Below are 26214 nucleotides of genomic sequence, written 5' to 3'. Positions count from 1 at the left end.
CTTACTTTGTCACGACGGCCTTGGTCGGATCGGCCGGGAAGGACGGATCGGTCTTGACCCCGCGCAAGAGATCAAGCGCGTAGTTGAGCTGGATGTCGTCCTTGGCCTCCGGTGGCACATAGGCGATCGAGCCGGAGCCTTCCTCGCTCTCGTTCTGTCCCTTGATGTGGCCCTTCAGCGCCGATTCACCCTCAGAGCGAACCTTGCCCTGAAGCTCTTCCGGCAGCGGCTGCTCGACCTTGATGTCCGGCTCGATGCCGGTGCCTTGAATCGACCGGCCCGACGGCGTGTAATAGAGCGCCGTGGTGAGGCGAAGTGCGCCCTTTTCACCCATCGGGATGATGGTCTGGACGGAGCCCTTGCCGAAGGACCGGGTGCCGACGACCGTGGCGCGCTTCAGGTCCTGCAGTGCGCCGGCGACGATTTCCGATGCCGATGCCGAACCGCCGTTGACCAGAACGATGAGCGGCTTGCCGTCGGTCAGATCGCCTGCAGTGGCGTTGAAGCGACGGGTATCTTCCGGATTGCGCGACCGGGTCGATACCACTTCGCCTCGTTCGAGGAAGGCGTCCGAGACGTAGATCGCCTGGTCAAGCAAGCCGCCCGGATTGAGGCGCAGGTCGAGAACGAAGCCCTTGAGCTTGTCGGCCGGCACTTCCTTCTTGATCTTTTCGATCGCGGCTTCGAGATCATCATAGGTCTTCTCGGTGAACGAGATGACACGCAGATAGCCGACATCGCCTTCGACACGCGACTTGACGGCGCGGATCGGGATGATTTCGCGCACGATCGACATTTCGATCGGCTTGTCCGCGCCCTTGCGCAGGATCACCAGCTTGATTGGCGTGTTGACTGCGCCGCGCATCTTGTCGACAGCTTCCTCGAGCTTGAGGCCACGCACCGATTCGCCGTTGATCTCGGAGATGAAGTCTCCGGCAAGAATGCCGGCCTTGGCGCCGGGCGTATCGTCGATCGGGGTGATGACCTTGACCAGGTCATCTTCCATGGTCACCTCGATGCCGATACCGCCGAACTCGCCCCGCGTCTGCGTCTGCATGTCAGCCGCATCTTTGGCGTTCATGTAGACCGAATGCGGATCGAGCGAAGTCAGCATGCCGTTGATGGCATTCTCGACCAGCTTCTCCTCATCCGGTGGCGTGACATATTGCGCACGGATGCGCTCGAACACGTCGCCGAAGATCGACAGTTCCTTGTAGGTGGAAGTGCCCGCGGCCTGCGCAGGTATCCCGGCCGAATAGAGAACGCTCATGGCCGTCGCGCCCATGAGCGCACCGACGAGAACAAGAGAAGCCCTACGAATCATTCTGTGCCTTTCCAGAGCCGCTACCGGTCCACCACTCACGGGAATCAACCGGCTTTCCATCTTTCCGAAATTCTATGTAAAGGGTCGGGCGATCCGTTTCCAGCGCCAATGCCGTAGCGCTCGCCACTCTTTTTTCCCCCATCACCGCCAAGGGCTCGCCGGAAAGAACGAACTTGCCCTGGGCCGTGCTGATCCGGTCCATACCGGACAATACCACATGATAGCCGTCGCCGGTATTCAAGATGATCATCTGCCCATAGCTGCGGAACTCGCCGGCGTAGACGACCCAGGCGTCAGCGGGGGCGGTCACCAGCGATCCCGGCGCCGAAGCGATGACCATACCCTTGGCTTCGTGTCCTGTCCCGTCCGGATCGCCGAACTGGCGCAAGGTCTCTCCTGCCGTCGGAAGCTCCAGCTTGTGCTTCAGATCGGAGAAAGCGTATGCGGGGGCAATGCGGTTTTTATCGGGCAGTGAAGAGGCCGCCAGTTCCCTTGCCTTCTGCCTTTGCTCCTCGCTCAGCTTGCGTAGTTTCTCCTCCTCTGCACGGGCCTTTTCAGCCGCTTCCCGCACTGAGCGGATCTCGGTCTCGAGGCTTGCGATCAGGCCTTCCATGCTGGAGGCGCGGGCGGCAAGCGCCTCGGCGCGGCGCTTCTCGGTCGCCAGCTCCAGCGCGTTCTGCTGCGACAGCCGGTCATTTTCGCCCAGCAGCAGGTCCATGTGCCGCTCCTCTTCCTGGCGGCTGGCGATGGTGGCGACGAGCGCCTCCGTTTCCTTCTGGCCTTCGAGGCGCAGGCGGACGAGTTCAGCAAGATCGGCAGCGAGCTTTTCGGTCTCGTGGCGGATGCCCGGGACGACCGCCCCGAGCAAGATCGCGGTTCTGACCGAGGCGAGAGCGTCCTCCGGGCTGACGAGCAAAGCGGGCGGGGGATTGCGGCCCATGCGTTCCAGGGCGGCCAGGACTTCGGCCAGAACGGCGCGTCGACCCCTGAAGGAGGCGCGGATGGCATCTTCCTTGAGCCCAAGCTCGGCGAGCTTCTTCTCCCCCGCAGCGATCTTGCGCTCCAGGTCCTTGCGGCGCCCGGCCGATTCGATCAGCGCGGACCTTATGCTCTCGGACGTCTTGGAAAGCTTGGAGATGCTTTGCTCGAGCTCCGCCGCCTTGTCGTCGGAGACGCGCATCGAGCGGGCCAGCTCCTGCAGCTCTTTGCCGACTTCGTCGCGTTTCTGGCGCAGGGCGAGTGCAGCGTCTTCAGCATCGGATGGGCTTTCCGCCTGTCCCTCCGGCGCTTTCACCGGTGCCGGAGGTGCGGTCGCGGACGGCGGGGGGGCCTGCGCGCCGGCGATACCATACAAACCGAGAAGCGACGCGCCGGCGAAAACGGCTGACGCAAGCGCCGCCACCCGTTGCGCGCGGCGACGGATCCTTGGGGCGGCAGGGGTGGATTGACGGTTGTCGTGTCGCAAGGCGCTATTCCGGTTCGCGGCGGAAAATACGCTGATTTGCCCCGCCACGCAAAGGCGTCTGCGAAACGGGGTGCGGAGGTATCAGACGCGATGGTAAGGGTGACCGGAGAGAATGGTCACGGCGCGGTAGAGCTGCTCGGCGACGAGGATGCGGACCAGCTGATGTGGCCAGGTCATTCGTCCGAGGTTGAGGACAAGCTTGGTCTTTTCCCGCAGCTCGGGATCGACGCCGTCTGCGCCGCCGATGACAATCGCCAGGTCGCGCTGGCCACGGTCGCGGTGATCACCGATCAGGTCGGCGAATTCTTGGCTGTCGAGAGCCTTGCCGCGTTCGTCGAGGATGATGACAAGAGCGCCATCCGGCATGGCCTTCACCAGTTCGGCGGCCTCCTCGCGCTTGCGGGTGGCGGCGTTGGAAGCGCGGCTTTCAGCGATTTCGACCGAGCGGAGGAATTCAAGCCCGCAGGCGGGGCCTGCCTTGGCGAAGCGGTCGAGATAGCGGGACGCAAGTTCCTTCTCCGGTCCGGCTTTCAGCCGGCCCACGGCATAGATGCCCACGCGCATGTCTCAATCCTTCATTCGTGGCCGCGCAACCCTCATAGCGGCAAAAGCACGACGCTTGCCGCTTGTCAGGGCTTCGCTGCTGTCGCGTTCAGCGGCAACGGGCCATCGGTGTCAGTGCAGCGTGCTTTCCTCGATTTCCGGAGCGGCCCACATCTTTTCGATGTTGTAGAACTCGCGGATTTCGGGACGGAAAACATGCACAATGATGTCACCGGTATCGATCAGCACCCAATCGCCGGTTTCCATGCCCTCGACACGGGGAGAGCCAAGGCCCTCGTCCTTGAGGTCGGAAATCAGGTGCTCGCTGATCGCCGCCACATGCCGGTTCGAGCGCCCGGAGACGACGACCATATAGTCGCCCAGCGCAGATTTTCCGGTGATGTTGATGGTGACGATATCTTCGGCCTTGGAGTCCTCGAGACTTGCGAGGACCAGCTCAAGCGCGCGGTCTGCGGCATCAGCGCCACGTTCCGGGCTTTTCGGAAGGACGGCGTGCGTCTTTCCCCTGGAGTGTACTGTTGTCAGCGTTCTGCCTTTCCTTGAATAACAGCACCAAGCGATTCCCGCGATTGAGAAACGCCTTAAGAAGGTGGCATCGATTTGTTCATCTTTCAAGGGATCGCTTGAAATAGCGAGACCCGCGGGCGTTTGTTGTCACTTCGTTGCCGCCTCGCGCAGCGCGGTGGAGGATAGCGTCGAGCGGGGACCGTGGATGAAGGTCCAAGCGGGGGCTTTCTTCTTCCACAAGACGCCGGCATCGTCCTCGTCGATGCGAGCATAGTCGAAGGTGCGGGCCATCTTTGACGACAGATAGGCGAGCGTCGATCCCGGCCGATCGATCACTGCAATCGGGAAGGTGGTGGCGATGTGCTGCCAGCGCTGCCAGCGGTGGAAGCTCGCCAGATTGTCCGCACCCATGACCCAGATGAAACGGGCGTTGCGGTTGCGTGCCTTCACGTAGTCAAGGGTTTTCGCCGTATAGCTTGTTCCGAGCGTCTGCTCGAAAGCCGTGACCTTGATGCGGGGATCCTCGGCGAGGGCCTCGCACTTTTTCAGGCGCTCGCCAAGCGGAGCAAGATTTCCGTGACTTTTCAGCGGATTGCCCGGCGTGACGATCCACCAGAGCTGATCGAGGCCAAGGCGCCGCAAGGCGATCTCGGCGACCAGCGCGTGGCCCTGGTGTGGCGGATTGAACGAGCCACCGAACAGGCCGACGACCATGCCCGGCTCGACATGCGGCATCTGACGATAGCGCTGTGCGATCGCCTCCCCTTCCACGTCAGGGCCGCACCTGTCCTGTGCCACGCACGCGGTACTTGAACGAGGTGAGCTGCTCGACGCCAACGGGGCCGCGGGCATGCATCTTGCCCGTCGCAATGCCGATCTCGGCACCCATGCCGAACTCGCCGCCATCGGCGAACTGGGTCGAGGCATTGTGCAGGAGAATGGCTGAATCGACTTCGTTGAAGAAGCGTTCGACCACGGCCGGATCCTCGGCAATCACCGCTTCGGTGTGATGCGATGAATAGCGGGCTATATGGTCGATCGCCCCGGAAACGCCGTCGACGATGGCGACCGCGATGATGGCGTCGAGATATTCGGTACGCCAATCGTCCTCTGTCGCCGGCTTGAAACCCGGATGAATCTTGAGAACGGTCGGCGACGCGTGGATTTCGCAACCTGCTTCGGTCAGGGCCTCGAGCAGTGGCATTAGATGTGTGGCGATCGCGGCGCTGTCGATCAGCAGCGTCTCGGCCGCGCCGCAGACGCCGGTGCGACGCATCTTCGAATTCACCACGATGTGCTTGGCCATTTCGACATTGGCGGAGGCGTCGACATAGACGTGGCAGAGGCCTTCGAGATGGGCGAAGACGGGCACGCGCGCCTCAGACTGGACGCGGGCGACGAGGCTCTTGCCACCGCGCGGTACGATGACATCGACCGTGCCGCCCAGGCCGGAGAGCAGCGCGCCGACCGCGGCGCGATCGCTGATCGGAACGAGCTGGATGGCATCGGCCGGCAGGCCGGCCTTCTCCAGGCCTTTCACCAGGCAGGCGTGGATGGCGCGCGAGGAATTGAGCGAATCCGAGCCACCGCGCAGGATCACGGCATTGCCCGACTTCAGGCAGAGCGCGCCGGCGTCGGCGGTGACGTTCGGGCGGCTTTCGTAAATGACACCAATGACGCCGAGCGGCGTGCGTACCCGCTCGATATGCAGGCCGTTTGGGCGATCCCATTCGGCGATCACCTCGCCGACCGGATCTTTCAACTCGGCAATCGCGCGTATCCCTGCGGCAATCGCCGCGATACGGGCTGGATCAAGCGTCAGCCGATCGATGAAGGAGGCAGCAAGACCGCTGTCTTCGGCATTTTTCAGGTCGATCGCATTGGCTGACAGAATGGTCTGTTCGTCGGCGATGATGGCGTCGGCCATGGCGGTGAGCGCGAGGTTCTTGGCCTCTGCTGACGCGATTGCCAGGGGGCGGGCGGCGGCGTGGGCGCGCTGGCCGATGTCGAGCATTAGCGCATTGATTTCCGTCTGGTCGACCTTGGCCTTGTCAAGCATGGGTTTCGTCCTTGTTTTCGGCAGGTGCATGATCGTGCTTGTGCGCCGGATCGGTCATGACCAGATCGTCTCGATGGATCATCGCCGCCCGTCCGGCGTAACCCAGCAGCGCTTCGATCTCGCTGGACTTGCGTCCTGTGATGCGGCGTGCCTCGTCGGCATCATAACCGGCCAGACCGCGGGCGATCTCACGGCCCTCTGCGCCGATGACGCAGACCGTGTCGCCGCGACCGAACTGGCCGACAACCTTCTTGACGCCGGCGGGCAAAAGGCTTTTGCCCGCCTTCAGCGCCGTTTGTGCGCCGACGTCGATATGCAACTCGCCGGCGGCCTGCAACTGGCCGGCGATCCAGGTCTTGCGGGCGGTCACCGGCATCTTGGCGGCGGCGAACCACGAGTGGCGCGCGCCCTCCTCGATAGCCTTCAACGGATGGTCGGTTTTGCCCGAGGCGATGATCATCGCGCAGCCGGCGCCGGTGGCGATCTTGCCCGCATCGATTTTGGTGCGCATGCCGCCACGCGACAATTCGGATGCGGCTCCACCGGCCATGGCTTCGATCTCCGGCGTGATCTCGGCGATGGTGTCGAGGAAACGGGCATCCGGATCGAGATGCGGCGGCGCGGTATACAGGCCATCGATGTCGGAGAGCAGGACCAAGAGGTCGGCGCCCGCCATGGTGGCGACGCGGGCGGCGAGGCGATCATTGTCGCCATAGCGGATTTCAGTGGTCGCAACCGTGTCGTTTTCATTGATGATCGGCACGGCGCCAATCTTCAAAAGCTGCTGTAGGGTGGCGCGGGCGTTAAGATAACGGCGACGCTCTTCGGTATCGCCGAGCGTCAGCAGGACCTGGCCGGCGACGATCGAGGCGCGAGACAGGCTTTCCGACCAATGCCGAGCGAGAGCGATCTGGCCGACGGCCGCCGCTGCCTGACTTTCCTCGAGTTTCAGCGCGCCGGACGGCAGGTCGAGCACGGTGCGGCCAAGGGCGATCGCCCCCGATGAGACGACCAACACATCGATTCCACGTGCCTTCAGCGCGGCGATGTCGTCGCAGATCGCATCGAGCCAAGCCTTCTTCAGGCCGCTGCCCCGGTCGACCAGCAGCGCCGAGCCGATCTTAATGACGATGCGTTTGTAACGCGTCAGCGACTTGCGACCGGCCGACATTTATTCATCGCCTTCCAGATCATCGTGGTCGCGCTTGCGGTTCTTGTCGCTCTTTTCCTTGAGTTCGACATTGCCGTTTTCCGCGACAATGATGTCGCGCAGCGCCCGGAGCGCGTCGGTCATGCCCTTGCCGGTGATGGCGGAGAGAAGAAGCGGGGTCTTGCCGGACGCCTTCTTCAACTCCTGCGCCTTCTTCTTGAGGCTTGCCTCATCAAGCACGTCGATCTGCGACAATGCCACGATCTCTGGCTTGTCCTCCAGTCCGCCGCCATAGGCTTCAAGCTCGTGCTTGACGGTCTTGTAGGCACGGCCGACGTTTTCTTCCTGGGCCGAGACGAGATGCAGAAGCACGCGAGTGCGCTCGACGTGTCCGAGGAAGCGATCGCCGATGCCCACGCCTTCGTGCGCGCCTTCGATCAGGCCTGGAATGTCGGCGAGGATGAACTCGCGCTCATCCACCGTGGCGACGCCGAGGTTCGGGTGCAGCGTGGTGAAGGGATAATTGGCGATCTTCGGTCGGGCGCGGGTGACGGCGGCGAGGAAGGTCGACTTGCCGGCATTGGGCAGTCCGACGAGGCCGGCGTCGGCGATCAGCTTCAGCCGCAGCCAGATGGTCTTTTCTTCGCCCTCTAGGCCTGGATTGGCCCAGTTCGGCGCCTGGTTGGTGGCCGTCTTGAAATGGGCATTGCCGAAACCGCCGTTGCCACCCTTGGCAAGACGGAAGCGCTGGCCCTCGACCGTCATATCGACGATCAGGGTCTCATTGTCCTCTTCGAAGATCTGCGTGCCGACCGGCACTTTCAGCGTCACTTCCTCGCCGTTTGCGCCGGTGCGGTTGCGGCCCATGCCGTGCGTTCCGGTCTTGCCCTTGAAGTGCTGTTGGAAGCGGAAGTCGATCAACGTATTGAGACCGTTCACGGCCTCCACCCAGACATCGCCACCGCGACCGCCGTCGCCGCCGTCGGGACCGCCGAACTCGATGAATTTCTCGCGGCGGAAGGAGACGCTGCCGGCGCCACCGTCACCGGAGCGGATATAGACCTTTGCCTCGTCGAGAAATTTCATGCTTCTGCCATCGTTCAGGGTGTCGGGATTTGGGATTTTCAGTCGGCCATCGATATAGCCGGTTGAGGCGGAGGTCAAAGAGTATCGTCATATTCTTCGGCGCGAAGGCAGGTGCGGAACCGTTGATCCAGCGGTTCGCACCGTCTTCATTCGCCTCTGGGGCTGCTGGCGACGGCTCGCCGCCCGCAGCCGTATCTGTCAGCGCTGTCGCAGTTCCGCTTGCGTCAGCCGGGTGTCGATATGCGGGGCGACCGCATTGCGCGAGCGCGAATAGAGCTCACCGCATCGGACGATGGCGAAGCCGAGCTTCTCCTGGATGCGCAGCGAGGCGGCATTGTCGGCAAAGGCACCGGAATGCAGCACCGCATCGGGCATGCGGCGGAAGAAGCGCTCGATCGCGCCGCCCGCCGCCTCGCTCATCAGCCCCTTGCCCCAATAGTAACGGTTGAGCCAGTAGCCGAGATGCCATTGGCCATGGCGCAGCTCAATCGCAACGACGCCGAGATGGACGTCATCTCCATCGGTGATGGCGAACGACCAGTCCGGCGTGATGCCGGAGGTGGCGCGGCTCAGCCAGTCGGTGGCGTCCTGCCGGTCATAGGGCACAGGCACGCGCGCCAGCATGCGTACGACCTGATAGTCTGTGAGCGATTCGACGATGGCATCCGCGTCACCCATTCTGTGCGGGCGAAGCCTCAACCGTGCCGTCTCGATGACCGGGCAGGGCCCGGGCATCGGTGCGGCGGTTGTCATGAGGGGCGCGTTCATCACCGCATCTCCCCCCAGCTCTTCAGCGACATCCAGGTCTTGCGATCCAGCCGGTACCATTCGACCGGCACCATGCCGCGCATGGCGAGGCTGCCGACCATGCCCGAGCCCTGGAACTGGAAACCGCACTTCTGGATCACCCGGCGCGAGGCGATGTTGGTGACCCGGCAGCGGGCATCGATAGAGGCGATGTCACGGGTGCGAAACGCCATGTCGATCAGCGCATGGGCCGCCTCGGTGGCATAACCCTTGTTCCAGTGGGGTTCGCCGAGCCAGTAACCCAGTTCCAGTGTCTCCGGGTCGCTGGCATGCGGTTCCAGAGCGCAGCAGCCGAGGAATTCGCCATTCTCACCTTTGGTAATCGCATAGACGCATTTGCCAATCTCGCCCGCATTCGTGCGTCGCACGAAATCAGCCGCATCGCGTGCCGTATAGGGGTGCGGCATGCGCGATACCATTGTGGCGACGGCGGCATTGTTGGCGAGATGGGCAAGGGCGTCGACGTCTTCCTCGTGGGGCGCGCGCAAGACGAGCCTCTGAGACAACAAGACGGGGCAATCGCTCCGTAACCGATCCGGCCTCAACCGGTCCTGGGGTGACCGCGACTGGTCGACCCTTGATAGTTCGATCTGCATGGTTCAGTCTCCTTCTGGTTGAAAAAAGGACAAGAAAAAAGGGGAGATGGCACCCCATCTCCCCTTTTTTCTAAACTGAACCTGATGCGGCCAGCCGGGTCGATGAGACGCCGGCTGTTTAGAGCGTACCGGCTTTATTCCGCTGCTTCCGCCGTTTTCGGCATCACCGACACGTACACCTTGCCATTGGCCTTGGTACGGTAAGCGACATTGCCTTCAATGAGCGAAAATACGGTATGATCCTTGCCCATGCCGACATTGGCGTCCGGATGCCACTGGGTGCCGCGCTGACGTACGATGATGTTGCCTGGAATGACGGCTTCGCCACCAAACTTCTTCACGCCAAGGCGCTTGGAATTCGAATCGCGACCGTTACGCGACGAACCGCCAGCTTTTTTGTGTGCCATTGGAGTTCTCCTTTAAAACCTGTTGTCTCGTTGACCGTTACGCAGCGACGATGTCGGTGATGCGAACGACGGTGTGGTGCTGGCGGTGGCCGCGCGAACGCTTGGAATTCTGGCGACGACGCTTCTTGAACGCGATCACCTTCTTGCCACGGTTCTGCTCGACAACCTCGGCCTTGACCAATGCGCCAGCCACGAAGGGCAGGCCGATCTTGGCATCGGCACCAACGCCGACCATGAGAACTTCAGTAAATTCGATAGTCGCACCAGCTTCGGCTTCCAGCTTCTCGATGGTCAGCACGTCGTTGGCGCTCACGCGGTACTGCTTACCGCCGGTCTTGATGACTGCGAACATTGGTTATCCTTTCATGTTCGTTCCGGCTCTGTCTGGCAACCAGACGGCCGTCTTCTTGTCAGTCGGAGTCTGGCGGGTTCTGAGATCCTTGCGATCGCGGCTCCCGCCGGTGAGCCTCCGCCTATGGCGGAGAAATCAGGACACAGTTAGCCCATGTCTAATCCACGGTTCGCATACGTGAGGCGCAAAAACCTGTCAAGATAAAAGCTTGAGGTGACGCGATATTCGCCCTTGCCTCCCACCGAATCTCCCGCTATGTGAGAGCCCGCGCCGACAAAGCGCCGACCATTGTGACCGGAGAGGTGGCTGAGAGGTCGAAAGCACCGCACTCGAAATGCGGCATACGGGCAACCGTATCGTGGGTTCGAATCCCACCCTCTCCGCCATGTCAATTTCTAAACATCTGATTTTATTGAATTTTCTTCTTCGCTGGATTGTCGGCCCATCATTTGGCCCATCACAACATTCTGTTGACAGGCGGCGATAATTTCTCGGTGCTTGTATGTTGCCGTTTCTGATTTGTTCGTGCTAAATGCGCCGGTCAATTAAACGATAGGGCTCGGCGATAGCCGAGCGAAGCGCAAGACGTGCTACCTCCTTTGAATCCGCGAAGCGGAGAAAGAGTGTAGCTATGTCTCGCCAAAAGCGAACGCACCGCGCGACCAACCCAAATTCCCTCCGTAACAACCCCTACGCCCAAGCCAAATCGACTTTCGTTGATTTCGATGATAGGTCGCCTTGCTCAGCCGAGGACGCTGGGACTTCCCCGCCGGAGAAGAAGGCCAAGGTTTGCCGGGATTTCGCCGGCAGCAATGATCCGATTTCATCGGATCAGCTTCTGACGGATCGAGATGTCGCGAAACGTTACAGGGTGCAAAAGCAAACGGTTTGGCGGTGGGCTAAGTCCTCGGCTTCCTTTCCTAAGCCCTTCAAGATTGAAGGCACGACCCGTTGGTCCAGTCACGAGCTCGATGACTATGACCGTAAGGCAAAGCAGGCTCGCCGATGACCCCATCCGAGCCGACGAGACGGCGCAACCTGTACCCGACTAATGTGGCCAAATGCAATTGGCTATATACGCCGCCGCAAGTCCGGGAAATGTACCGCGTTGTGCCCAATACCCTCTCACGTTGGATCAAAGCCGGGCTCAAATTTATCGAGCACAACGGCGAAAGACTTTTCAGAGGCAGCGATCTTAATGAGTTCCACCGAGGGCGTCGCCAGGCTGCGAAACGAAAACTCGGCAAGTTTGAGGCGTACTGTGTCACATGCAAGTGCAATCACTCGCTGCTTGATGATCCGATTACTCATGGGCAGTTCCACAAGGCAATGATGGTCGCAGTAATATGCCCTCACAGCGGGTCTTCGGCGCCGCTAATCATGTCGATGAGGAATTTCGAGGCCCTGTGTGAGCTTCGCGGATGCGATCCCAGAGCCGAGACTCCAGACTAATATGTCTTAGGTGTTCTCGCTGGGAAGGTGATTGCACCCCGTTTTGATCCGTTGGCGCGGAGCCGGCTCCCAACGCGAAATCTCGCGCTGGAGTCATTCGACAAAAGCAGTGATCGCTGACAGCGCGCTCGCCCATGCGGCTGTGCTTGCCAACAGCGCTCCTCCTCATAATTCACTGGAGTAACGTATGAACGATGCGAACGCATTCGTTATCTATCGATATCAAGTTTACCTCCTCGAAGGAAAAGGCCGAGATGAAAAGACGGTCGACGCAGCTCTTCATCATATCTGGAGGTTCTGCGAGCTAACTGGCGACGTTGATTTCAGGTGCGTCAATATTGAACAGATCGTGCAGTACAAGACGAGCCTGCAGGCAAGCGACAACTCCGGCAAAACCCTATCAGCTTCGACCATTGTGCACGCCTTTTCCAGCGTCTGCGGCTTCTTCAGATGGCTGCGTAAGCAGGTAGGTTACGACAAAATTCCGGAAGATCTGGTGGACTATTTCTCGGCGCCGAGGCACCTGATCCAAATAGCAAATGCGCCAGTCGAAAAAGCCTACCCTACGCATGAGGAAGTGGTCACTGTCGTGGGTTGAATGCCAACGGATAGCTTCCTTCAGCGCCGAAATCGCGCGTTGGTCGCATTCGTTTACCTGACGGGTGTCCGAGTCGCTGCGTTGATCACTTTGCGTCTGAATCACGTCGATTGCGAGCGGCGGTTAGTCCATCAACAGGCAGCAGAGCAGGTCGCGACCAAAAACAGCAAAACGATGCGGACCGCCTGGTTTCCTGTCGGGAAGGAATTCGAACAGATAGTCATCGATTGGGTTGCCGAAATGACCTCGCTCGATACTAATCCTGAAACGCCACTGTTCCCGCGTGGTGAACGACGCTTATTCGGTTCGCAGGATCAGTCAGGTTGGGAGTTCCTCTCCAGCGATGATGCCGTCGTAGATATCATGGCAGCCGCTGCCGCCGCGGTGGGCGTACGTCGCTTTACGCCGCACCGTTTGCGAGACACCATTGCCAGTATGATCGACAAGTGGGCAGTAACTTTAGCCGAGCAAAAGGCGCTTAGTCAGAACATGGGTCATGCCAATATGCGGACGACTTTCGAGCGCTACGGCCCTGTTAGCGAGAAGCAGCAGCACGAACTGATCGCGAATATATGTCAGCGGGGCAAGACTGAAATCGACTTTGATATCGTGTTGGCCTACGCAAACGCCGAGGAGTACAAGAAGAAGTCCATCCGGGTACTGCTTCTTGGTGATCGGTAGGGTTAGCCTGGTGAGCCGTTACCGAGCAACTTAACGGATGGTGCGCACCGGGCCCAGTGCACCACCCGAGGACCCTCGGGCTCCCTTATCCCGGGGACTGGTTTACTAGGCTAGTGCAGGATCTGTCGAACGAAACGGATACAGGCGCCAAAAGTCCGTACCGGCAAAGATTGTCCCGGCTTCGAGCTCCGGAGTAGCCTGTGTCGAGGCGGCGCATTGGAAGCTCAGTGCTCCGAACAGGGGACTACGCCAAAGCCACTGAAATGCCTTAGCTGTTACTTGATTATCGACTGCATCTCGAAATTATCGGAGAGACAAGTTGACCCCTTTGATGACAAGCACACGCGGGCGTGACACGCACGCTCGCCTCGCACGAAAATACGGTATCGACCCCGTTCAAGCGCTTCATGTGATCGGCGATTGGATCGGATCGGTGCGCGGTGAAATCAGCTTATCCACCTCCGCAGAGCAATATGGTTACCGTCTGTTCTACGAGGATGGCCTTTTCGAGGACCTGATGCTGCGGCTGTACCGTCCCCGCGATTCTATGGACCACCAACTCAATCTTGTTTTAGCTAGAATGTGTATTGTGAAACGCTACAGGGGAAAAGGCTACTGCAGGCGCACGCTGGAGAACCTTGAAGCTCGCGCGGAAGAAATCAACGCCCGCTTAATCGTTGAGAGCGCGAACACTGACATGGGGACAATTCTGCGCAGTCGTCAAAACTATTCGCCTTATGATTTCCAACTCAGGAGAACCTCAGCTACGGCTGATCCTGATATCTGCCACTGGTTGTTCATTCCTTCCCTCAAAAGCAGTACCCTAGCTGGATGACATAAGTCGCCCCGGGGCAGGCCGCAGAGCTGGATTGGTGGCGCAGCCTAAAGACGCAAACCTAACTGCGGGAAACAACCGTAGCCGACGTTGGTGGCCACGCATCTCCTTGGACATTTTACGTCCAGGTGCATTGCTTGTCTGGGTTGTGCATCCTAATCTCGCGCCAACCGAGTTTGCACATTGACCGAGACTGATGACGTCATTGAATTTCGACCATCTGCAGGAGATCAGCCCGGAGCTGCATCGCCTCGGCACGCTGGCCGAGCGCTTCTTTGCCGATGACGCCAATACTTCCTTGATCAAGAGCCGCCAGTTCGGCGAACACATGGTCAAGGAGATCGCAGCCCTCTCCGGCGTCTATGACGCTACCGCGCGCGAGACAACGAACGACCTCCTTCGGCGGCTCGCGACGCAGCAGGTCTTGCCGCGCGAGGTGGCTGACATCTTCCATGCGGTCCGCAAGAGCGGCAACGATGCGACCCACAATCTGGCTGGCTCACCCGCCGAGGCGCTCGCGGCGCTCAAATTCTGCCGCGCGCTCGGCGTCTGGTATCGCCGAACCTATGGACGCGATCCCAATTTCAAGCCGGGTCCCTTCGTCCCGCCCAGAGCCTCCGCGAATGTCGATCAGGCGACGCAGTTGGAGCTTGTGGCCCTGCGTGCGCAAGTCCGGGAAGCTGAGGAGAATCTGGCCGCCGCCCATGCTTCTGCCGAAGAACTCGCGAAGGCCCGTGCCGCAGCCGAGGAGCTGGCCCGACAGGCCTCGGCCGATAGTGCTGTCTGGGAACAGACGGCTATCGAGATGGAGGCCAACCAGGCCGAACTTTCCCGAAAGCTCGGCGAGCTGCAGAAGGCGGCCGAGGCCCAGCCGCAGCAATTGCAGATGGAGTTCAAGCAGGCCGGTCTTCAGGCCGCGAGCCGCCTGGAACTCGACGAGCGCCAGACGCGTCGCTTGATCGACGTCCAGCTTGCCGATGCTGGCTGGGAGGCGGACAGCGACCGTCTAACCTATCAGGCGGGCGCACGGCCTGAGGATGGCCGCAACCTCGCGATCGCCGAGTGGCCATCGGACGGTGGCCGCGCAGACTATGCCCTCTTCGTTGGCACCACCTGTGTCGCTGTGATCGAGGCGAAGCGCGAGAGTGTCGACGTGCCGTCAACCCTGCATCAGGCCGAGCGCTATGCTCGGACCATCGAGTTGCCGCCGGAACATCGCCATCCGCATGGCCCCTGGAAACACGGGCTTAATGAGCCCTTCCGTGTGCCCTTCGTTTTTGCCACCAATGCCCGGCCATACGTGCGCCAATGGCAGACCAAATCCGGCATCTGGTTCCGCGACCTGCGGCGCGACACGAACCATCCGCGGCCGCTGACAACCTGGTTCTCGCCCAAGGACCTCGTCGATATCCTTGAGACGGATCTCGACGCCGCCGCGCAGGGCCTCGCCGAAGAGAGCTTCGGCAAGGGCCGCATGCGCCCCTACCAGGAAGAGGCGATTGCCGCGATCGAGAATGCCGTGGTGACTGGCCGGCGCGACATTCTCGTCTCCATGGCGACCGGCACCGGCAAGACGCGCACGGCGATTGCGCTGATGTATCGCCTACTGAAGCACAAGCGCTTCCGCCGCATCCTCTTCCTCGTTGACCGCAAGGCGCTGGGCCGGCAGACAAGCGACGCCCTGGAAACCACCGAGATCGAGGGCATGCTGAACTTCGCCCAGATCTACAAGGTCGCCGGGCTCGAGCAGAAGCTGCCGCAGGATGAGGACCAGGTGCAGGTCGCGACCGTCCAGTCGCTGATCGCCCGCATCCTGAACGAGCCGGACCCGGCCAAGCGCCCCTCACCCGGTACCTTCGACTGCATCATCGTGGACGAAGCCCATCGCGGCTACACGCTGGATGCGGAGCTCCGCGAAAGCGATATCGGCTTTCGCAACATCGACGATTACCAGTCGGCCTATCGCCAGATCCTCGATTACTTCGACGCCGTGAAGGTGGCGCTGACGGCCACACCCGCGCTCCACACCCGCGAGATCTTCGGCCACCCGGTCTTCCACTACGGCTATCGCCAGGCCGTCGTCGAAGGTTACCTCAATGATCACCTGCCGCCGAAGCGCATCACCACGGCGCTGTCGGAGGCCGGCATTCATTTCGAGGGTGGCGAGGAGGTCGAGATCATCGACCGCAAGACAGGCCAGATCGATCTCTTCGAACTGCCGGACGAAGTCTCGCTCGATTACGACCTCGCCGACTTCAACAGGCGCGTCTATTCCGAAGCCTTCAACCGCATCGTCTGCCGCGCCATCGCCACCGAAATTCCGCCGTCGAAGCCCGGCAAGACGCTGATCTTCGCCGCCCGCGATACCCATGCCGACGACATCGTGCGCCTGCTGGTCGAGGAGCTGCAGGAGGAATACGGCAAGGAAAACGTGCCGCACGGCATGGTGATGAAGATCACCGGGACTGTCGACAAGACCGACGATCTGATCCTGAAGTTCAAGAACGACCCCTACCCCAAATATGTCGTCACCGTCGACCTACTCACCACCGGCGTCGACGTGCCCTCGATCTGCAATCTCGTCTTCGTCCGCAGGGTCAAGAGCCGAATCCTCTATGACCAGATGATTGGCCGCGCCACGCGCCTTTGCCCCGACATCGGCAAGGAGCATTTCCGCATCTTCGACGCCGTCGATCTCTATGCCGAGCTGCAGGAGATGAGCGACATGCGCCCGGTCGTGGTCAAGCCGGATATAGCCCTCGGCCAGCTCGTGACGGATCTGCAAAATGCGGAAACGCAAGAGGACAAGAGCTGGGTCGCAGCCCAGGTCATCGTGCGCATGCGCAGCCTGATCAAGCGCATGGATGCCGAGACCCGCGAAAGCTTAGAGCGCCACGTGGGCGAAAGCCCCGACACGGCACTGCAGCGGCTTTCCACCCGCTCCGGTGCCGAGTTGCAGGACTGGCTGGCCGCCCATCCTCGCTCCGTTGAGCTGCTCGAACGCCGCCCGCTCACCACGGGTAAGAACGATGGCGTCGTCATCTCCACCCATGAGGACGAGCTGCTGCGCATCGAGGAGATTTTTGGCAAGAACACGACGCCGGAGGATTACATCACCGGCTTCGAACGCTTCGTGCGCGAGAACATGAACCAGGTCCCGGCGCTGATCGCCGTCACCCAGCGCCCGCGCGACCTAACCCGCAAGGAACTCTCCGAGCTCGCCGGCCTGCTCGACGAGAAGAACTATTCCGAAGCCATGCTGCGCGCCGCTTACGGCCGCGCCCGCAATGCCGATATCGCCGCCCATATCATCGGCTTCGTCCGCCAGGCGGCCCTTGGCGATCCGCTGATCCCCTATGCCACCCGCGTTGACAACGCGATCGTCAAGATCGAGGCCTCGAGGCCCTGGACGCAGAAGCAGAAGGAATGGCTGCGCCGCATCGGTCGCGCCCTAAAGGACAAGCCGGTGGCGGATCCGACCCTGCTCGACCAGGGCGCCTTTGCCGACAAGGGCGGCTTCAAGCGCATCGCGCAGGAGTTCGACGGCGAGCTCGACGAGGTGCTGCACGCTTTCAACGAGGCGATCTGGGCACCGCCCGCCGCCTGAACGTTGAGGCCGTCGTTGACCATCGACGGCCGATCGCTACAACCGCAATCACGATCCCGGATCAGATGAGAATCACGCCATGAATGCCAATGCCATCGTCCAGAAACTCTGGCGCCTCTGCACGGTCCTGCGCAAGGACGGCATCACCTATCAGCAATATGTCACCGAGCTGACCTATCTGCTGTTTCTGAAGATGATGGCCGAGCGCAACCGCGAGACAGGCAGCCTGCCGAAGAGCATGCGCTGGACGGATCTGGTCGCGGCCAACGGTCTGGCGAAGCTCGAGCATTACCGCAAGGTCCTTGTCACCCTCGGCGCCGCCAGCACACGGCTTGGCGAAGACGATGTTCTCCTTTCGCCACCCGGCGAAAACGCCAGCCCGGAAGAGCGAAAGCGTTATGCCGATGCCCGTCCGCTGCCGGACATGGTGCAAAAGATCTTCGACAACGCCTCCACCTTCCTGCGTGAGCCGCAGAACCTGACGACGCTGGTCACCGCCATCGATGAGCTCGACTGGTTCTCCGAAGAGCGCGACCAGTTCGGCGATCTCTATGAAGGCCTGCTGCAGAAGAACGCGGAAGAAACCAAGCGTGGCGCAGGCCAGTATTTTACCCCCCGCGTGCTGATCGAGCTTCTGGTCCGCCTCATGCAGCCACAGCCCGGCGAAGTGATCCAGGATCCCGCCGCCGGCACGGGCGGCTTCCTGATCGCCGCCGATCGGTACATGAAGGCGCGCACCGACGACTATCTGGATCTCGGCGAAAAGGAACAGGAGTTCCAGAAGCGCCGCGCCATCCACGGCATGGAAAACGTGCCGGGCACGCTGCGCCTGCTTTTGATGAACCTTTATTTGCACGACATCGACGGCGACCATGTCGATCTCGGCGACACGCTCTCCGACAAGGGCAAGACCCTCGGCCGCGCCAATCTTATCCTCACCAACCCGCCCTTTGGCCCGGCAGGCGGCGCCCCGACCCGCGATGACCTCTCCGTCACCGCAAACGTCTCCTCCTACCAGCTCCCCTTTGTCGAACACTGCATCCGCGCGCTTCAACCCGGTGGCCGCGCGGCGATCGTCGTGCCCGATAACGTCCTCTTCGAAGACGGCCGTGGGCGCGAACTGCGCCGGATGATGATGGATTGGTGCGATCTGCACACCATCCTGCGCCTGCCGACCGGCATTTTTTATGCGCAAGGCGTCAAGACCAATGTCATCTTCCTGACGAGGGCCAAGACCGAGAGCGCCAACACCAAAGCCGTCTGGATCTATGACCTGCGCGCCCAGATGCCGAAATTCGGCAAGACGACGCCGCTGACGGAAAGCCATTTCGAAGGCTTCGAACAGGCTTTCGGCAAGGACCCTTATGGCAGGGAACGCGGCCCGGATGAAGGCGAGACCGGCCGTTGGCGCCAGTTCAGCCGCGAGGCCATCGCCGCCCGCGGCGACAATCTCGATATCGCCTGGTTGCGCGAGGCGGAGGAAGAAGCGGAAGAAGGCCTCATCGAACCCGACGACATCGCCGCCGCCATTCTCGGCCATTTGCAGGCCGCGACGCTGGAGATCGAGGCGCTGATGGCGGAGCTCAGCGATGATCTGCCGGAGGCGGCGGAATGAGCGAGTTGCCGAAGGGGTGGGTTGAGGCGACGTTCGCTGACATCTCTGAAATCAAGTTGGGCAAGATGCTCGACAAAGAGAAAAACAAGGGGCAGCATCGCCCCTACCTCCGGAATGTGAATGTGCGATGGGACCGTGTCGCCTTGGACGATATTCTGGAGATGCGCTTTACTGACGACGAGCTTGAGCCATTCGGAATTCGCGATGGTGACTTGTTGGTGTGCGAAGGCGGAGAACCAGGCCGCTGTACCGTATGGCAGTATGGGCCGACGGACATAAAGTTCCAGAAAGCCCTAATGCGTCTACGTCCATACGGGGGCGTCGATGCAACCCTGCTGGCGAAGGCGTTACGGTTGATGGCGCAGAACGGCGACCTTCAGCGCCACTTCACTGGGACAACAATAAAGCACCTTCCTCAATCCGCTCTGGCCTCAATATCACTTTCCCTTCCACCCCTGGTCGAGCAAAAGCGTATCGTGGCCAAGCTGGATGCGCTGAACTTGAAATCCGCCCGTGCCCGTACCGAACTCGCCCGCATCGAAACCCTCGTCTCCCGCTACAAGCAGGCCGTGCTCAGGTCTGCCTTTCAAGGAGCGATGACATCCGCTTGGCGTACCAAAAGAGCTGACCTTCAAACCGCGTCCGATTTGATCGATCGCACCCCGACGCCGCCTCAGCCGAAAGGTGGCAGGGAGGCGACTGACAGAGTGATTCAGGGGAAGGCGGCATTGGCTATTAATTCTCCGGCTCGCGGGGCACCTCCAAAATGGCAATGGGTACCGCTGAGCCGTATCTCTCGACAGGAAACGGGGCACACTCCAAGCCGGTCGCATCCAGAGTGGTGGGACGGTGAAATCCCATGGATCGGCATCAAGGACGCAGGTGCAAATCATGGAAGGATTATCGAAGAGACGATCCAGACCACGAACGAAGAAGGTCTTGCCAACTCCGCGGCGCGACTCTTGCCGGCCGGAACTGTTTGCCTGTCCCGAACTGCCTCCGTTGGATATGTGACAATCATGGGCAAACCCATGGCAACCAGTCAGGATTTCGTCACCTGGACATGCACAGAAGCCTTGGTGCCGAAATTTCTCATGTATGCCTTGATGGCAGAGGGCGACGACATCCGAGAGTTCGGCAAGGGGACCACTCACACAACCATCTATTTTCCCGAAGTCCGCGCGATGCAGATTTGTCTCGCTCCCCTCGAAGAACAACACGAAATCGTCCGCCGCATCGAATCCGCCTTCGCCAAGATCGACCGGCTGGCGAAAGAGGCAAAGCGCGCGCTGGAGCTGGTGGGCCGGCTGGACGAGGCGATCCTGGCCAAAGCCTTCCGCGGCGAACTGGTCCCCCAGGACGAAAACGACGAACCCGCCGAACTCCTGCTCGCCCGCATCCGCGCCGAGCACGAGGCGGCACCGAAAGTAAAGAAGAGAGCAGTGAAGCGGACGAGCGCGATGTTGACAGCGAGAGATTTCCTGAACGCGAAACTTCCGGATTGGCCCCACGACGGTATCAGTTTCCAAGACCTGAGGAGCGAGTTTAGCGGAAGCTATGATGACCTGAAGGACGCGGTGTTCGCCTTGCTTTCTGATGAAAACGCACCGTTGCGGCAGGTCTTTGACGAACAGCAGTCAACGATGTCGCTCAGAAGGCGAGAGCAATGAAGATCGTTCGAGTCAAAATCTTCGAGGCGGCCAGTTGCGGGGGGTTACTCGACAGCTTGGATATCGACTTGTTCCGCCCTCGCGCAGAGCGTGACAATGCTGACTTCTTGCCTATGTGCCTTCTTGGCAGAAATGGAACCGGAAAATCTCAGTTTCTTCAGATCATTTCAGAGATTTTCCAATCTGCATGGCACGAGCATCGGCCTGAGGAGGAGGCCACGGTTGCCAATCCAAGCCTGCTTTTTGAAATCATTTATGAGGTGAAGGTTGAAGGCGACGCTGCCGGGACTAGACGTGTAAAACTCAGCAGAGCGAGAGACCCGTCTGGGCGTATCGGCAAGATGCAAATGGAGATCAGGGGAGAGGACGGGTACGAATCTTTGGCCGACAATCATCATCCTGAGTTCGGTCGACATCTTCCTACTCTTGTCGTCGCCTATACATCTGGCGATAATGAGACTTTGAGCCTCCCCTTTTACATCAGTCGTTCAGGCTATGCCGCGTCGGTCGCAAATGCCGCAAAGAATCAGGCTGATGCGGTCGTTCCAGACAACCGCTTGGTGCTCCTCGACTATTCAACTCACCTTGAGGTCCTGGTCGCCAACTTGATGGTCGCACCAGCAACTGTGCAAACTGAGCTGGTCAGACATGCAAATCTCTCCTCCTTGCGCTCTTTCCGTCTTGTGATCCAATTCAACCATCCGCAGGCTCCTAAGGTTAAGGGAAAGAACCCTGCGCGAAAGGGTATACAGCTTACGGATGAGTTGGAGCGTTACGTGCGCCAACTTTGCGGCGCCGCGACCTGCTGGGACTACGATATCAAACGGGAACTCTACACACTCGATTATCTGGTAGACGGCGAAAGCCGCAAGGCGTTCGCGACATTTTGGTCCAGCGCAATTGAGCTCTATCGATCGCTTCACAAGCTTGCGATGCTCAATGATCTGATGATTCCGAAACCGGCGCGGGTGCGCTTGAAGAAGAACCTCAAGACCCGGAAGTTTGCCTCGAAGCTTCCCGAGCCTCAGGACGAAATGAAGGTCTTTAAGATCGAGGAAGTGCGGTTTACGAAGACTGGGCCTTCCGGGCAGACGTCGGACGTTGACTACGTATCGCTCTCTGATGGTGAGCACCAACAGGCACAGCTTTTCGGCATAGTCGCCATGTTCCGCGATCCGAACACGTTGTTTCTACTGGATGAGCCTGAATCTCACTTCAATCCCCAGTGGCGCGCGAAGCTGGTCACACGAATCATGTCTCTTCCAGTTCAAGGTCTAGGAAGTCAGGAATTTATTCTAACCACCCACGCCCCGTTCGTTCCCTCGGACATGCATCGCGATCAGGTACGAATATTCTCCAAGGTGGAAGACACGCTTTCAGCTCGTAAACCAGAGATTGAGACCTTCGGCGCGACTTACGACACCATTCTGAGTCACTGCTTCGACGTGGATCCTCCGATTTCGGAACTGGCGCAGGAGAAGATCCACGAACTAAAAGAGACTGGATCCATCGAGGACATAGAGCGCGAAATGCCGCGGCTGGGGTCGTCGGTAGAGAAGGCGTTGCTTGCAGATCGACTCTTTGAGCTAAAGAAACAGAAGTAACGTGTTAGCTACCTATCCTATCGCCGCTACGGAACAAAACTGGATTAGTGAAACGCTTCTTAGCGCGCTTCGCCTGGTGCTAGAAACCCTGCAACAAGGGAATGCTCCACCTGAATTCGATGCCGCAATTTCTGAGGAGCATCGGGCAGTCTTCATGCGAGGTCCGAAGTTCCAGGAACTGTATAACGCGTTCGTTGCCAAATGCGGCTTTCTCACGCCGGATCAGCAATCGCAGGTGTCTACAGCCCTGATCCAGCAAAACAACCTGCCGGCAGTGTTCACGTCCACCACGCCATGCTGCAGCATCAAAGACGATTTCCCTGAGGTGCATGAGGCAGCCAAGGAACTGTTTAAGCATGCGTTCGAAAAGCTTTCAGCTTGGAAAACTCCTGGTTCGGAACTCACAATACGAGCAACGTGCCACCAGGTAGTGGATGCGCACCTGTCGCATGGCACTTGTCCTTTTTGCGGTTATGAGCCGATAGAGGCCGCAGACCCCGACCTAGTCAATCCAGATTTGGATCATTACCTTGCTGTATCGGTGTACCCGTTCGCCGGAGTCAACTTGCGCAATCTCACCGCTATGGGAGCGAACTGTAATCGTTCCTATAAAGGCGCCCAAAACATATTGCTGAACGAGCACGATGAGAGAGTGGACTGTCTTGATCCTTATGGGAACGAGCAGGTCACTCTATCGCTTGAGGGTACCACAGTACTTTCTGGTGGTGGAGAAGGACCCACCTGGGTGATCACCTTCAATCCAGATAACAAGTCGCGAAACTGGCGGCGGATTTTTCAGCTTGAGGCGCGGTTGAAGTCAAGCGTGCTGGAGAAGCAATACAAGAAGTGGCTCGAACACTGCATCACATATGCAAGAGCCAATAATATAGACGTTTCGACCATCGATGGTGTGATCGAGGCCGTGGGAAGATTCAAAAGCACCTGTGCGTTTGAAACCTTCCCCACGATTGGCCGGCTGAAAACGAGCTTCTTTGATCTCATCGAGGCTGAACTTAATGATCCAGCACGCGCAGATCGAATGCATAATTTCCTGATCAAGGCCGCTTGATACAAGGAAGGCGATAGTTTCGGGAGGGCAATTGATGATACCTGACTACCAGACCCTCATGCTTCCGGTTCTTCGGCTTGCCGCGGAGGGGAGACCCGCGTGGCTGATGTTTCGGAACGCGTCGCCAATGATCTTGGATTGACCCAGGCAGAGCGGGACGAGCTTCTGCCAAGCGGCCGCCAGCGTTTGCTGCACAATCGCATACACTGGGCGAAATTCCACATGAGCAAAGCCGGGCTGATCGCTTCGCCGGCGCGCGGTCGCTTTGTGGCGACGGAGAAGGGCAGGGCACTGCTGACGACGTCCCCGGAACGCATCGACGTGGCTGTGCTCATGTAGGAGCCTGAGTTCCGCGAGTTCTACCGGAACGAAGGCGCGGTAGCAGAAGAGAACGACAGCCCAGCCAAGCCTTCCGGTGTCACGTCTCCCCGGACGACGCCGGAAGAGCAGATCGATGCCGCCTATGCGTCATGCAGGCATCCCTGTGCGATGTGAACCGCCCCGGCTTTGCCGGAGACCTGTTTAGTCTAAGTTACGCGGCCAATGCTGGTGCGTCGCGCATGGCGTAATATCGTTCTGCGGCCTCGGCTGGAGAAATATTTCCGATGGGTTCCAGAAGGCGGTGGTTGTTGAACCAGTCGACCCATTCCAGCGTGGCGAACTCCACGGCTTCGAAGTTGCGCAACGGTCCTCGCCGATGGATGACCTGGCGAGGACAATTTGCGCCGTGTTGAGCGTTCTGATTTCCGTCTTCCTGTGGCCATAAGCACCTCCTGCTATGAGGTGTTGCGACGATCGGTTGAATCTGCCTTGGACGTCGCGGTCGGAGTGGTGGATGAGCCCGCCGCGATGAACTGGCCGCCGATCATGAAGTGCCTGGCCGTGGGCATCTTCCGAAATGGTAAGAGCGAAAAGCAATCGATCCAGTGAATCGATTGCCGCTCGAACGCCATCGTCGATGCTTTGTTGCTCAAGTAGAACAGAACGACGAATGGGCCGTCCGGCGATCCCGTTACATGACCCTTGAGGCAATTGCGGCAATGAGCAATGCCCCCTCATCAGCCTGCCCGCATTTTCTGGCGTTCCCGACTACTTTCCCAGCGTTCCACCGTGCTGCAAGGCCCAATACGCCCCCTTGATCGCCATTAAATGGTCATGGGTGCCTGTCTCACGCACGTTGCCCGCCTCCATATAGACGATGAGGTTCGCATCGCGGATGGTTGAGAGCCTGTGTGCGATCACAAAACTCGTCCGGCCCTGACGCAACTCGGACATCGCTTTTTGAATCAGCATCTCGGTGCGCGTGTCGACCGAACTCGTCGCCTCGTCGAGAATGAGAATGGGCGTGTCCAGCAGGAAAGCGCGGGCGATGGTCATGAGCTGGCGCTGGCCCTGTGACAGCGACGCGCCAGCATTCTCCAGCACCGTATCGTAGCCCTCGGGTAAGGTCCGTACAAAATCATCCACGTGGCAGCGTTTTGCCGCGGCCACCACATCTTGACGGCTGCTTTTCGGGCGACCATAGGCAATGTTGTCGTGGATCGTGCCGGTGAAAAGCCAGGTGTCCTGCAGCACCATGGCGATAACGCCGCGCAGCTCCTCGCGGGAAAAATCCCGGATGTCGGTGCCGTCGAGACGGATCGTGCCCTGATCGATTTCATAAAACCGCATCAGCAGATTGACCAGCGTGGTTTTTCCGGCCCCGGTTGGCCCGACGATGGCAATCATCTGGCCGGGTTGTGCTTCCAGGCTTACGTCCTCGAACAGCGGCTGATCGGGTTGATAGCGGAACTGGACGTGATCGAAGGATACATGGCCGGAGACTGGGCGTCTTAGCCGCCCTTCGGTTTCGTCCGACTGCATTTCCGGTGCGTCGAGCAGCTCGAAGACCCGCTCCGCCGAAGCCAGCGCCGATTGGACCTGCGCCACCATGCTCCCCAATTGGGAGACTGGCTGCCCAATTTGTCTGATATATTGGACAAATGCCTGCAATTCGCCCAGAGATAGCCCGCCGGTAAGCACGCGGAAGGCGCCCGCAACGACCACCGCGACATAGGCGAGGTTGGTCACGAACATGGTCACGGGCTGAATCAGGCTGGCCAGGACCTGCGCGTTCTTGCTGGCCTTCGTCAGCGCCGTATTCTGATCGCTAAAGCGCGCCTCGATCCGGTCGCGCGCGCCAAACACCCGGATCAGGGTCTGGCCGGTGAAGCTTTCTTCCACCGTCGAGTTCAAATTCCCCGTTTCGCGCCATTGGGCAGCAAATTGCGGGCCGGACGCGTGTGTAAGAAGCCGCGTCAATGCCAGAGAGACACCAATCGCCGCGACCGCAACGACAGCCAGCGGCATGGAGAGCAGGACCATGAATATCAGAACACCAAGAATCGTCAGCAGCATCTGAAGGGCTTGACTGGCGACCTGCTGCAGGTTCTGGATCACATTGTCGATATCGTTGGTGAACCGCGACAATACCTCGCCACGGGACTGCGCGTCGAACCAGCTCAACGGTACACGCGAAAGCTTCGCCTGCGCCCGGTAACGCAAGTTGCGGCCCAGATTCTGCACCAGCTCGTTGATCAGCCAAGCCTGCACCAGATTGAGCAAGGAGGCGACCAGATAGATCACCGCGACGATCAGAAGCTGGCGGACAAGCGCGGCGTTGCTGAAGCCGTCGCTGACCAGAAGGTCCGTTGCCTTGCCGAGCTGCCATGGCCCCGCCGTGCTGGCCGCCACGCTGCCGATCGTCAGAAGCATGGTGACGATGAG

23 protein-coding genes, 1 tRNA gene and 1 pseudogene are annotated in these 26214 nt (G+C 59.9%); 11 read left to right on the top strand and 14 right to left on the bottom strand.

What is annotated here, in order from left to right; genetic code table 11:
- Nucleotide 1: 1 nt before the first annotated feature.
- The 12 genes from RNA01_RS13685 to rplU form a co-directional block, all read right to left on the bottom strand.
- Nucleotides 2-1324 (bottom strand): S41 family peptidase, encoded by a 1323-nt coding sequence (locus RNA01_RS13685; protein ID WP_147180778.1) that lies wholly within the window; start codon nucleotides 1322-1324, stop codon nucleotides 2-4.
- Complete coding sequence (locus RNA01_RS13680) at nucleotides 1314-2726, bottom strand: murein hydrolase activator EnvC family protein (protein ID WP_371864069.1); 1413 nt, start codon at nucleotides 2724-2726, stop codon at nucleotides 1314-1316. The genes RNA01_RS13685 and RNA01_RS13680 overlap by 11 nt, the downstream gene beginning before the upstream one ends.
- Nucleotides 2727-2870: 144 nt before the next feature.
- Complete coding sequence (gene rlmH / locus RNA01_RS13675; RefSeq protein WP_147180777.1) at nucleotides 2871-3353, bottom strand: 23S rRNA (pseudouridine(1915)-N(3))-methyltransferase RlmH; 483 nt, start codon at nucleotides 3351-3353, stop codon at nucleotides 2871-2873.
- A gap of 111 nt (nucleotides 3354-3464) precedes the next feature.
- Nucleotides 3465-3914: a ribosome silencing factor gene (gene rsfS, locus RNA01_RS13670; protein ID WP_147180867.1), complete on the bottom strand. Its 450-nt coding sequence runs from the start codon at nucleotides 3912-3914 to the stop codon at nucleotides 3465-3467.
- A 93-nt stretch (nucleotides 3915-4007) separates the two neighbouring features.
- Nucleotides 4008-4658, bottom strand: a complete 651-nt coding sequence (locus RNA01_RS13665; RefSeq protein WP_174824558.1) for a nicotinate-nucleotide adenylyltransferase — start codon at nucleotides 4656-4658, stop codon at nucleotides 4008-4010.
- Nucleotides 4633-5919 carry a glutamate-5-semialdehyde dehydrogenase gene (locus RNA01_RS13660; RefSeq protein ID WP_147180775.1) on the bottom strand — a complete coding sequence of 429 codons (1287 nt, stop codon included), beginning with the start codon at nucleotides 5917-5919 and terminating at the stop codon, nucleotides 4633-4635. Before RNA01_RS13660 ends, RNA01_RS13665 begins: the two co-directional genes overlap by 26 nt.
- Nucleotides 5912-7090, bottom strand: coding sequence for a glutamate 5-kinase (proB, locus tag RNA01_RS13655; protein ID WP_147180774.1), 1179 nt, complete (start codon nucleotides 7088-7090; stop codon nucleotides 5912-5914). The genes RNA01_RS13660 and proB overlap by 8 nt, the downstream gene beginning before the upstream one ends.
- On the bottom strand, nucleotides 7091-8155 hold the full coding sequence (gene obgE / locus RNA01_RS13650) for a GTPase ObgE (RefSeq protein WP_147180773.1): 1065 nt from the start codon (nucleotides 8153-8155) through the stop codon (nucleotides 7091-7093). It lies immediately after the preceding gene.
- Between the two features lie 198 nt (nucleotides 8156-8353).
- On the bottom strand, nucleotides 8354-8923 hold the full coding sequence (locus RNA01_RS13645) for a GNAT family N-acetyltransferase (protein WP_170253448.1): 570 nt from the start codon (nucleotides 8921-8923) through the stop codon (nucleotides 8354-8356).
- Nucleotides 8923-9558 (bottom strand): GNAT family N-acetyltransferase, encoded by a 636-nt coding sequence (locus RNA01_RS13640; RefSeq protein ID WP_147180771.1) that lies wholly within the window; start codon nucleotides 9556-9558, stop codon nucleotides 8923-8925. The genes RNA01_RS13645 and RNA01_RS13640 overlap by 1 nt, the downstream gene beginning before the upstream one ends.
- A 134-nt stretch (nucleotides 9559-9692) precedes the next feature.
- Entirely contained in the window at nucleotides 9693-9965 is a 273-nt protein-coding gene (gene rpmA, locus RNA01_RS13635) for a 50S ribosomal protein L27 (RefSeq protein WP_147180770.1), read from the bottom strand.
- A 37-nt stretch (nucleotides 9966-10002) separates the two neighbouring features.
- A complete protein-coding gene (rplU, locus tag RNA01_RS13630; protein ID WP_147180769.1) occupies nucleotides 10003-10317 on the bottom strand; it encodes a 50S ribosomal protein L21 in 315 nt (104 codons plus the stop codon).
- A 296-nt stretch (nucleotides 10318-10613) separates the two neighbouring features.
- Here rplU and RNA01_RS13625 point away from each other — a divergent pair.
- The 11 genes from RNA01_RS13625 to RNA01_RS13575 all read left to right on the top strand — a co-directional run bounded on the left by RNA01_RS13625 (nucleotide 10614) and on the right by RNA01_RS13575 (nucleotide 23787).
- Nucleotides 10614-10703: transfer RNA gene (locus tag RNA01_RS13625), tRNA-Ser, on the top strand.
- Nucleotides 10704-11322: 619 nt separating this feature from the next.
- Nucleotides 11323-11769 carry a helix-turn-helix domain-containing protein gene (locus tag RNA01_RS24440; protein WP_349816292.1) on the top strand — a complete coding sequence of 149 codons (447 nt, stop codon included), beginning with the start codon at nucleotides 11323-11325 and terminating at the stop codon, nucleotides 11767-11769.
- Nucleotides 11770-11956: 187 nt separating this feature from the next.
- Nucleotides 11957-12367: a site-specific integrase gene (locus RNA01_RS13615; RefSeq protein ID WP_147180767.1), complete on the top strand. Its 411-nt coding sequence runs from the start codon at nucleotides 11957-11959 to the stop codon at nucleotides 12365-12367.
- Nucleotides 12368-13048 carry a site-specific integrase gene (locus RNA01_RS13610; RefSeq protein WP_147180766.1) on the top strand — a complete coding sequence of 227 codons (681 nt, stop codon included), beginning with the start codon at nucleotides 12368-12370 and terminating at the stop codon, nucleotides 13046-13048.
- A 319-nt stretch (nucleotides 13049-13367) separates the two neighbouring features.
- The gene (locus RNA01_RS13605) at nucleotides 13368-13883 is read left to right on the top strand and encodes a GNAT family N-acetyltransferase (protein ID WP_147180765.1); all 516 of its coding nucleotides are present in this window, start codon (nucleotides 13368-13370) and stop codon (nucleotides 13881-13883) included.
- Between the two features lie 196 nt (nucleotides 13884-14079).
- Nucleotides 14080-17490 (top strand): type I restriction-modification system endonuclease, encoded by a 3411-nt coding sequence (gene hsdR / locus RNA01_RS13600; RefSeq protein ID WP_147180764.1) that lies wholly within the window; start codon nucleotides 14080-14082, stop codon nucleotides 17488-17490.
- A gap of 79 nt (nucleotides 17491-17569) precedes the next feature.
- The gene (locus tag RNA01_RS13595; protein ID WP_147180763.1) at nucleotides 17570-19105 is read left to right on the top strand and encodes a class I SAM-dependent DNA methyltransferase; all 1536 of its coding nucleotides are present in this window, start codon (nucleotides 17570-17572) and stop codon (nucleotides 19103-19105) included.
- The gene (locus RNA01_RS13590; RefSeq protein WP_147180762.1) at nucleotides 19102-20775 is read left to right on the top strand and encodes a restriction endonuclease subunit S; all 1674 of its coding nucleotides are present in this window, start codon (nucleotides 19102-19104) and stop codon (nucleotides 20773-20775) included. Before RNA01_RS13595 ends, RNA01_RS13590 begins: the two co-directional genes overlap by 4 nt.
- On the top strand, nucleotides 20772-22379 hold the full coding sequence (locus RNA01_RS13585; protein WP_147180761.1) for a restriction system-associated AAA family ATPase: 1608 nt from the start codon (nucleotides 20772-20774) through the stop codon (nucleotides 22377-22379). The genes RNA01_RS13590 and RNA01_RS13585 overlap by 4 nt, the downstream gene beginning before the upstream one ends.
- A 1-nt stretch (nucleotide 22380) precedes the next feature.
- A complete protein-coding gene (locus RNA01_RS13580) occupies nucleotides 22381-23448 on the top strand; it encodes a hypothetical protein (protein WP_147180760.1) in 1068 nt (355 codons plus the stop codon).
- 99 nt (nucleotides 23449-23547) lie between these two features.
- The gene (locus RNA01_RS13575; RefSeq protein ID WP_210245756.1) at nucleotides 23548-23787 is read left to right on the top strand and encodes a winged helix-turn-helix domain-containing protein; all 240 of its coding nucleotides are present in this window, start codon (nucleotides 23548-23550) and stop codon (nucleotides 23785-23787) included.
- Between the two features lie 193 nt (nucleotides 23788-23980).
- Here the strand turns inward: RNA01_RS13575 and RNA01_RS24435 are convergent.
- A pseudogene (locus RNA01_RS24435) lies at nucleotides 23981-24157 on the bottom strand (IS3 family transposase); the annotation flags it as partial.
- Between the two features lie 380 nt (nucleotides 24158-24537).
- A partial coding sequence (locus RNA01_RS13560) for an ABC transporter ATP-binding protein (protein ID WP_147180758.1) occupies nucleotides 24538-26214 on the bottom strand: 1677 nt, incomplete at its 5' end.

This window comes from Paenirhizobium naphthalenivorans, from assembly GCF_007992095.1.
In the GTDB taxonomy this organism is placed as follows: domain Bacteria; phylum Pseudomonadota; class Alphaproteobacteria; order Rhizobiales; family Rhizobiaceae; genus Allorhizobium; species Allorhizobium naphthalenivorans.
The sequence above is the reverse complement of the archived record's forward strand: the minus strand, read 5'-3'. Positions and strand labels throughout refer to the sequence as shown.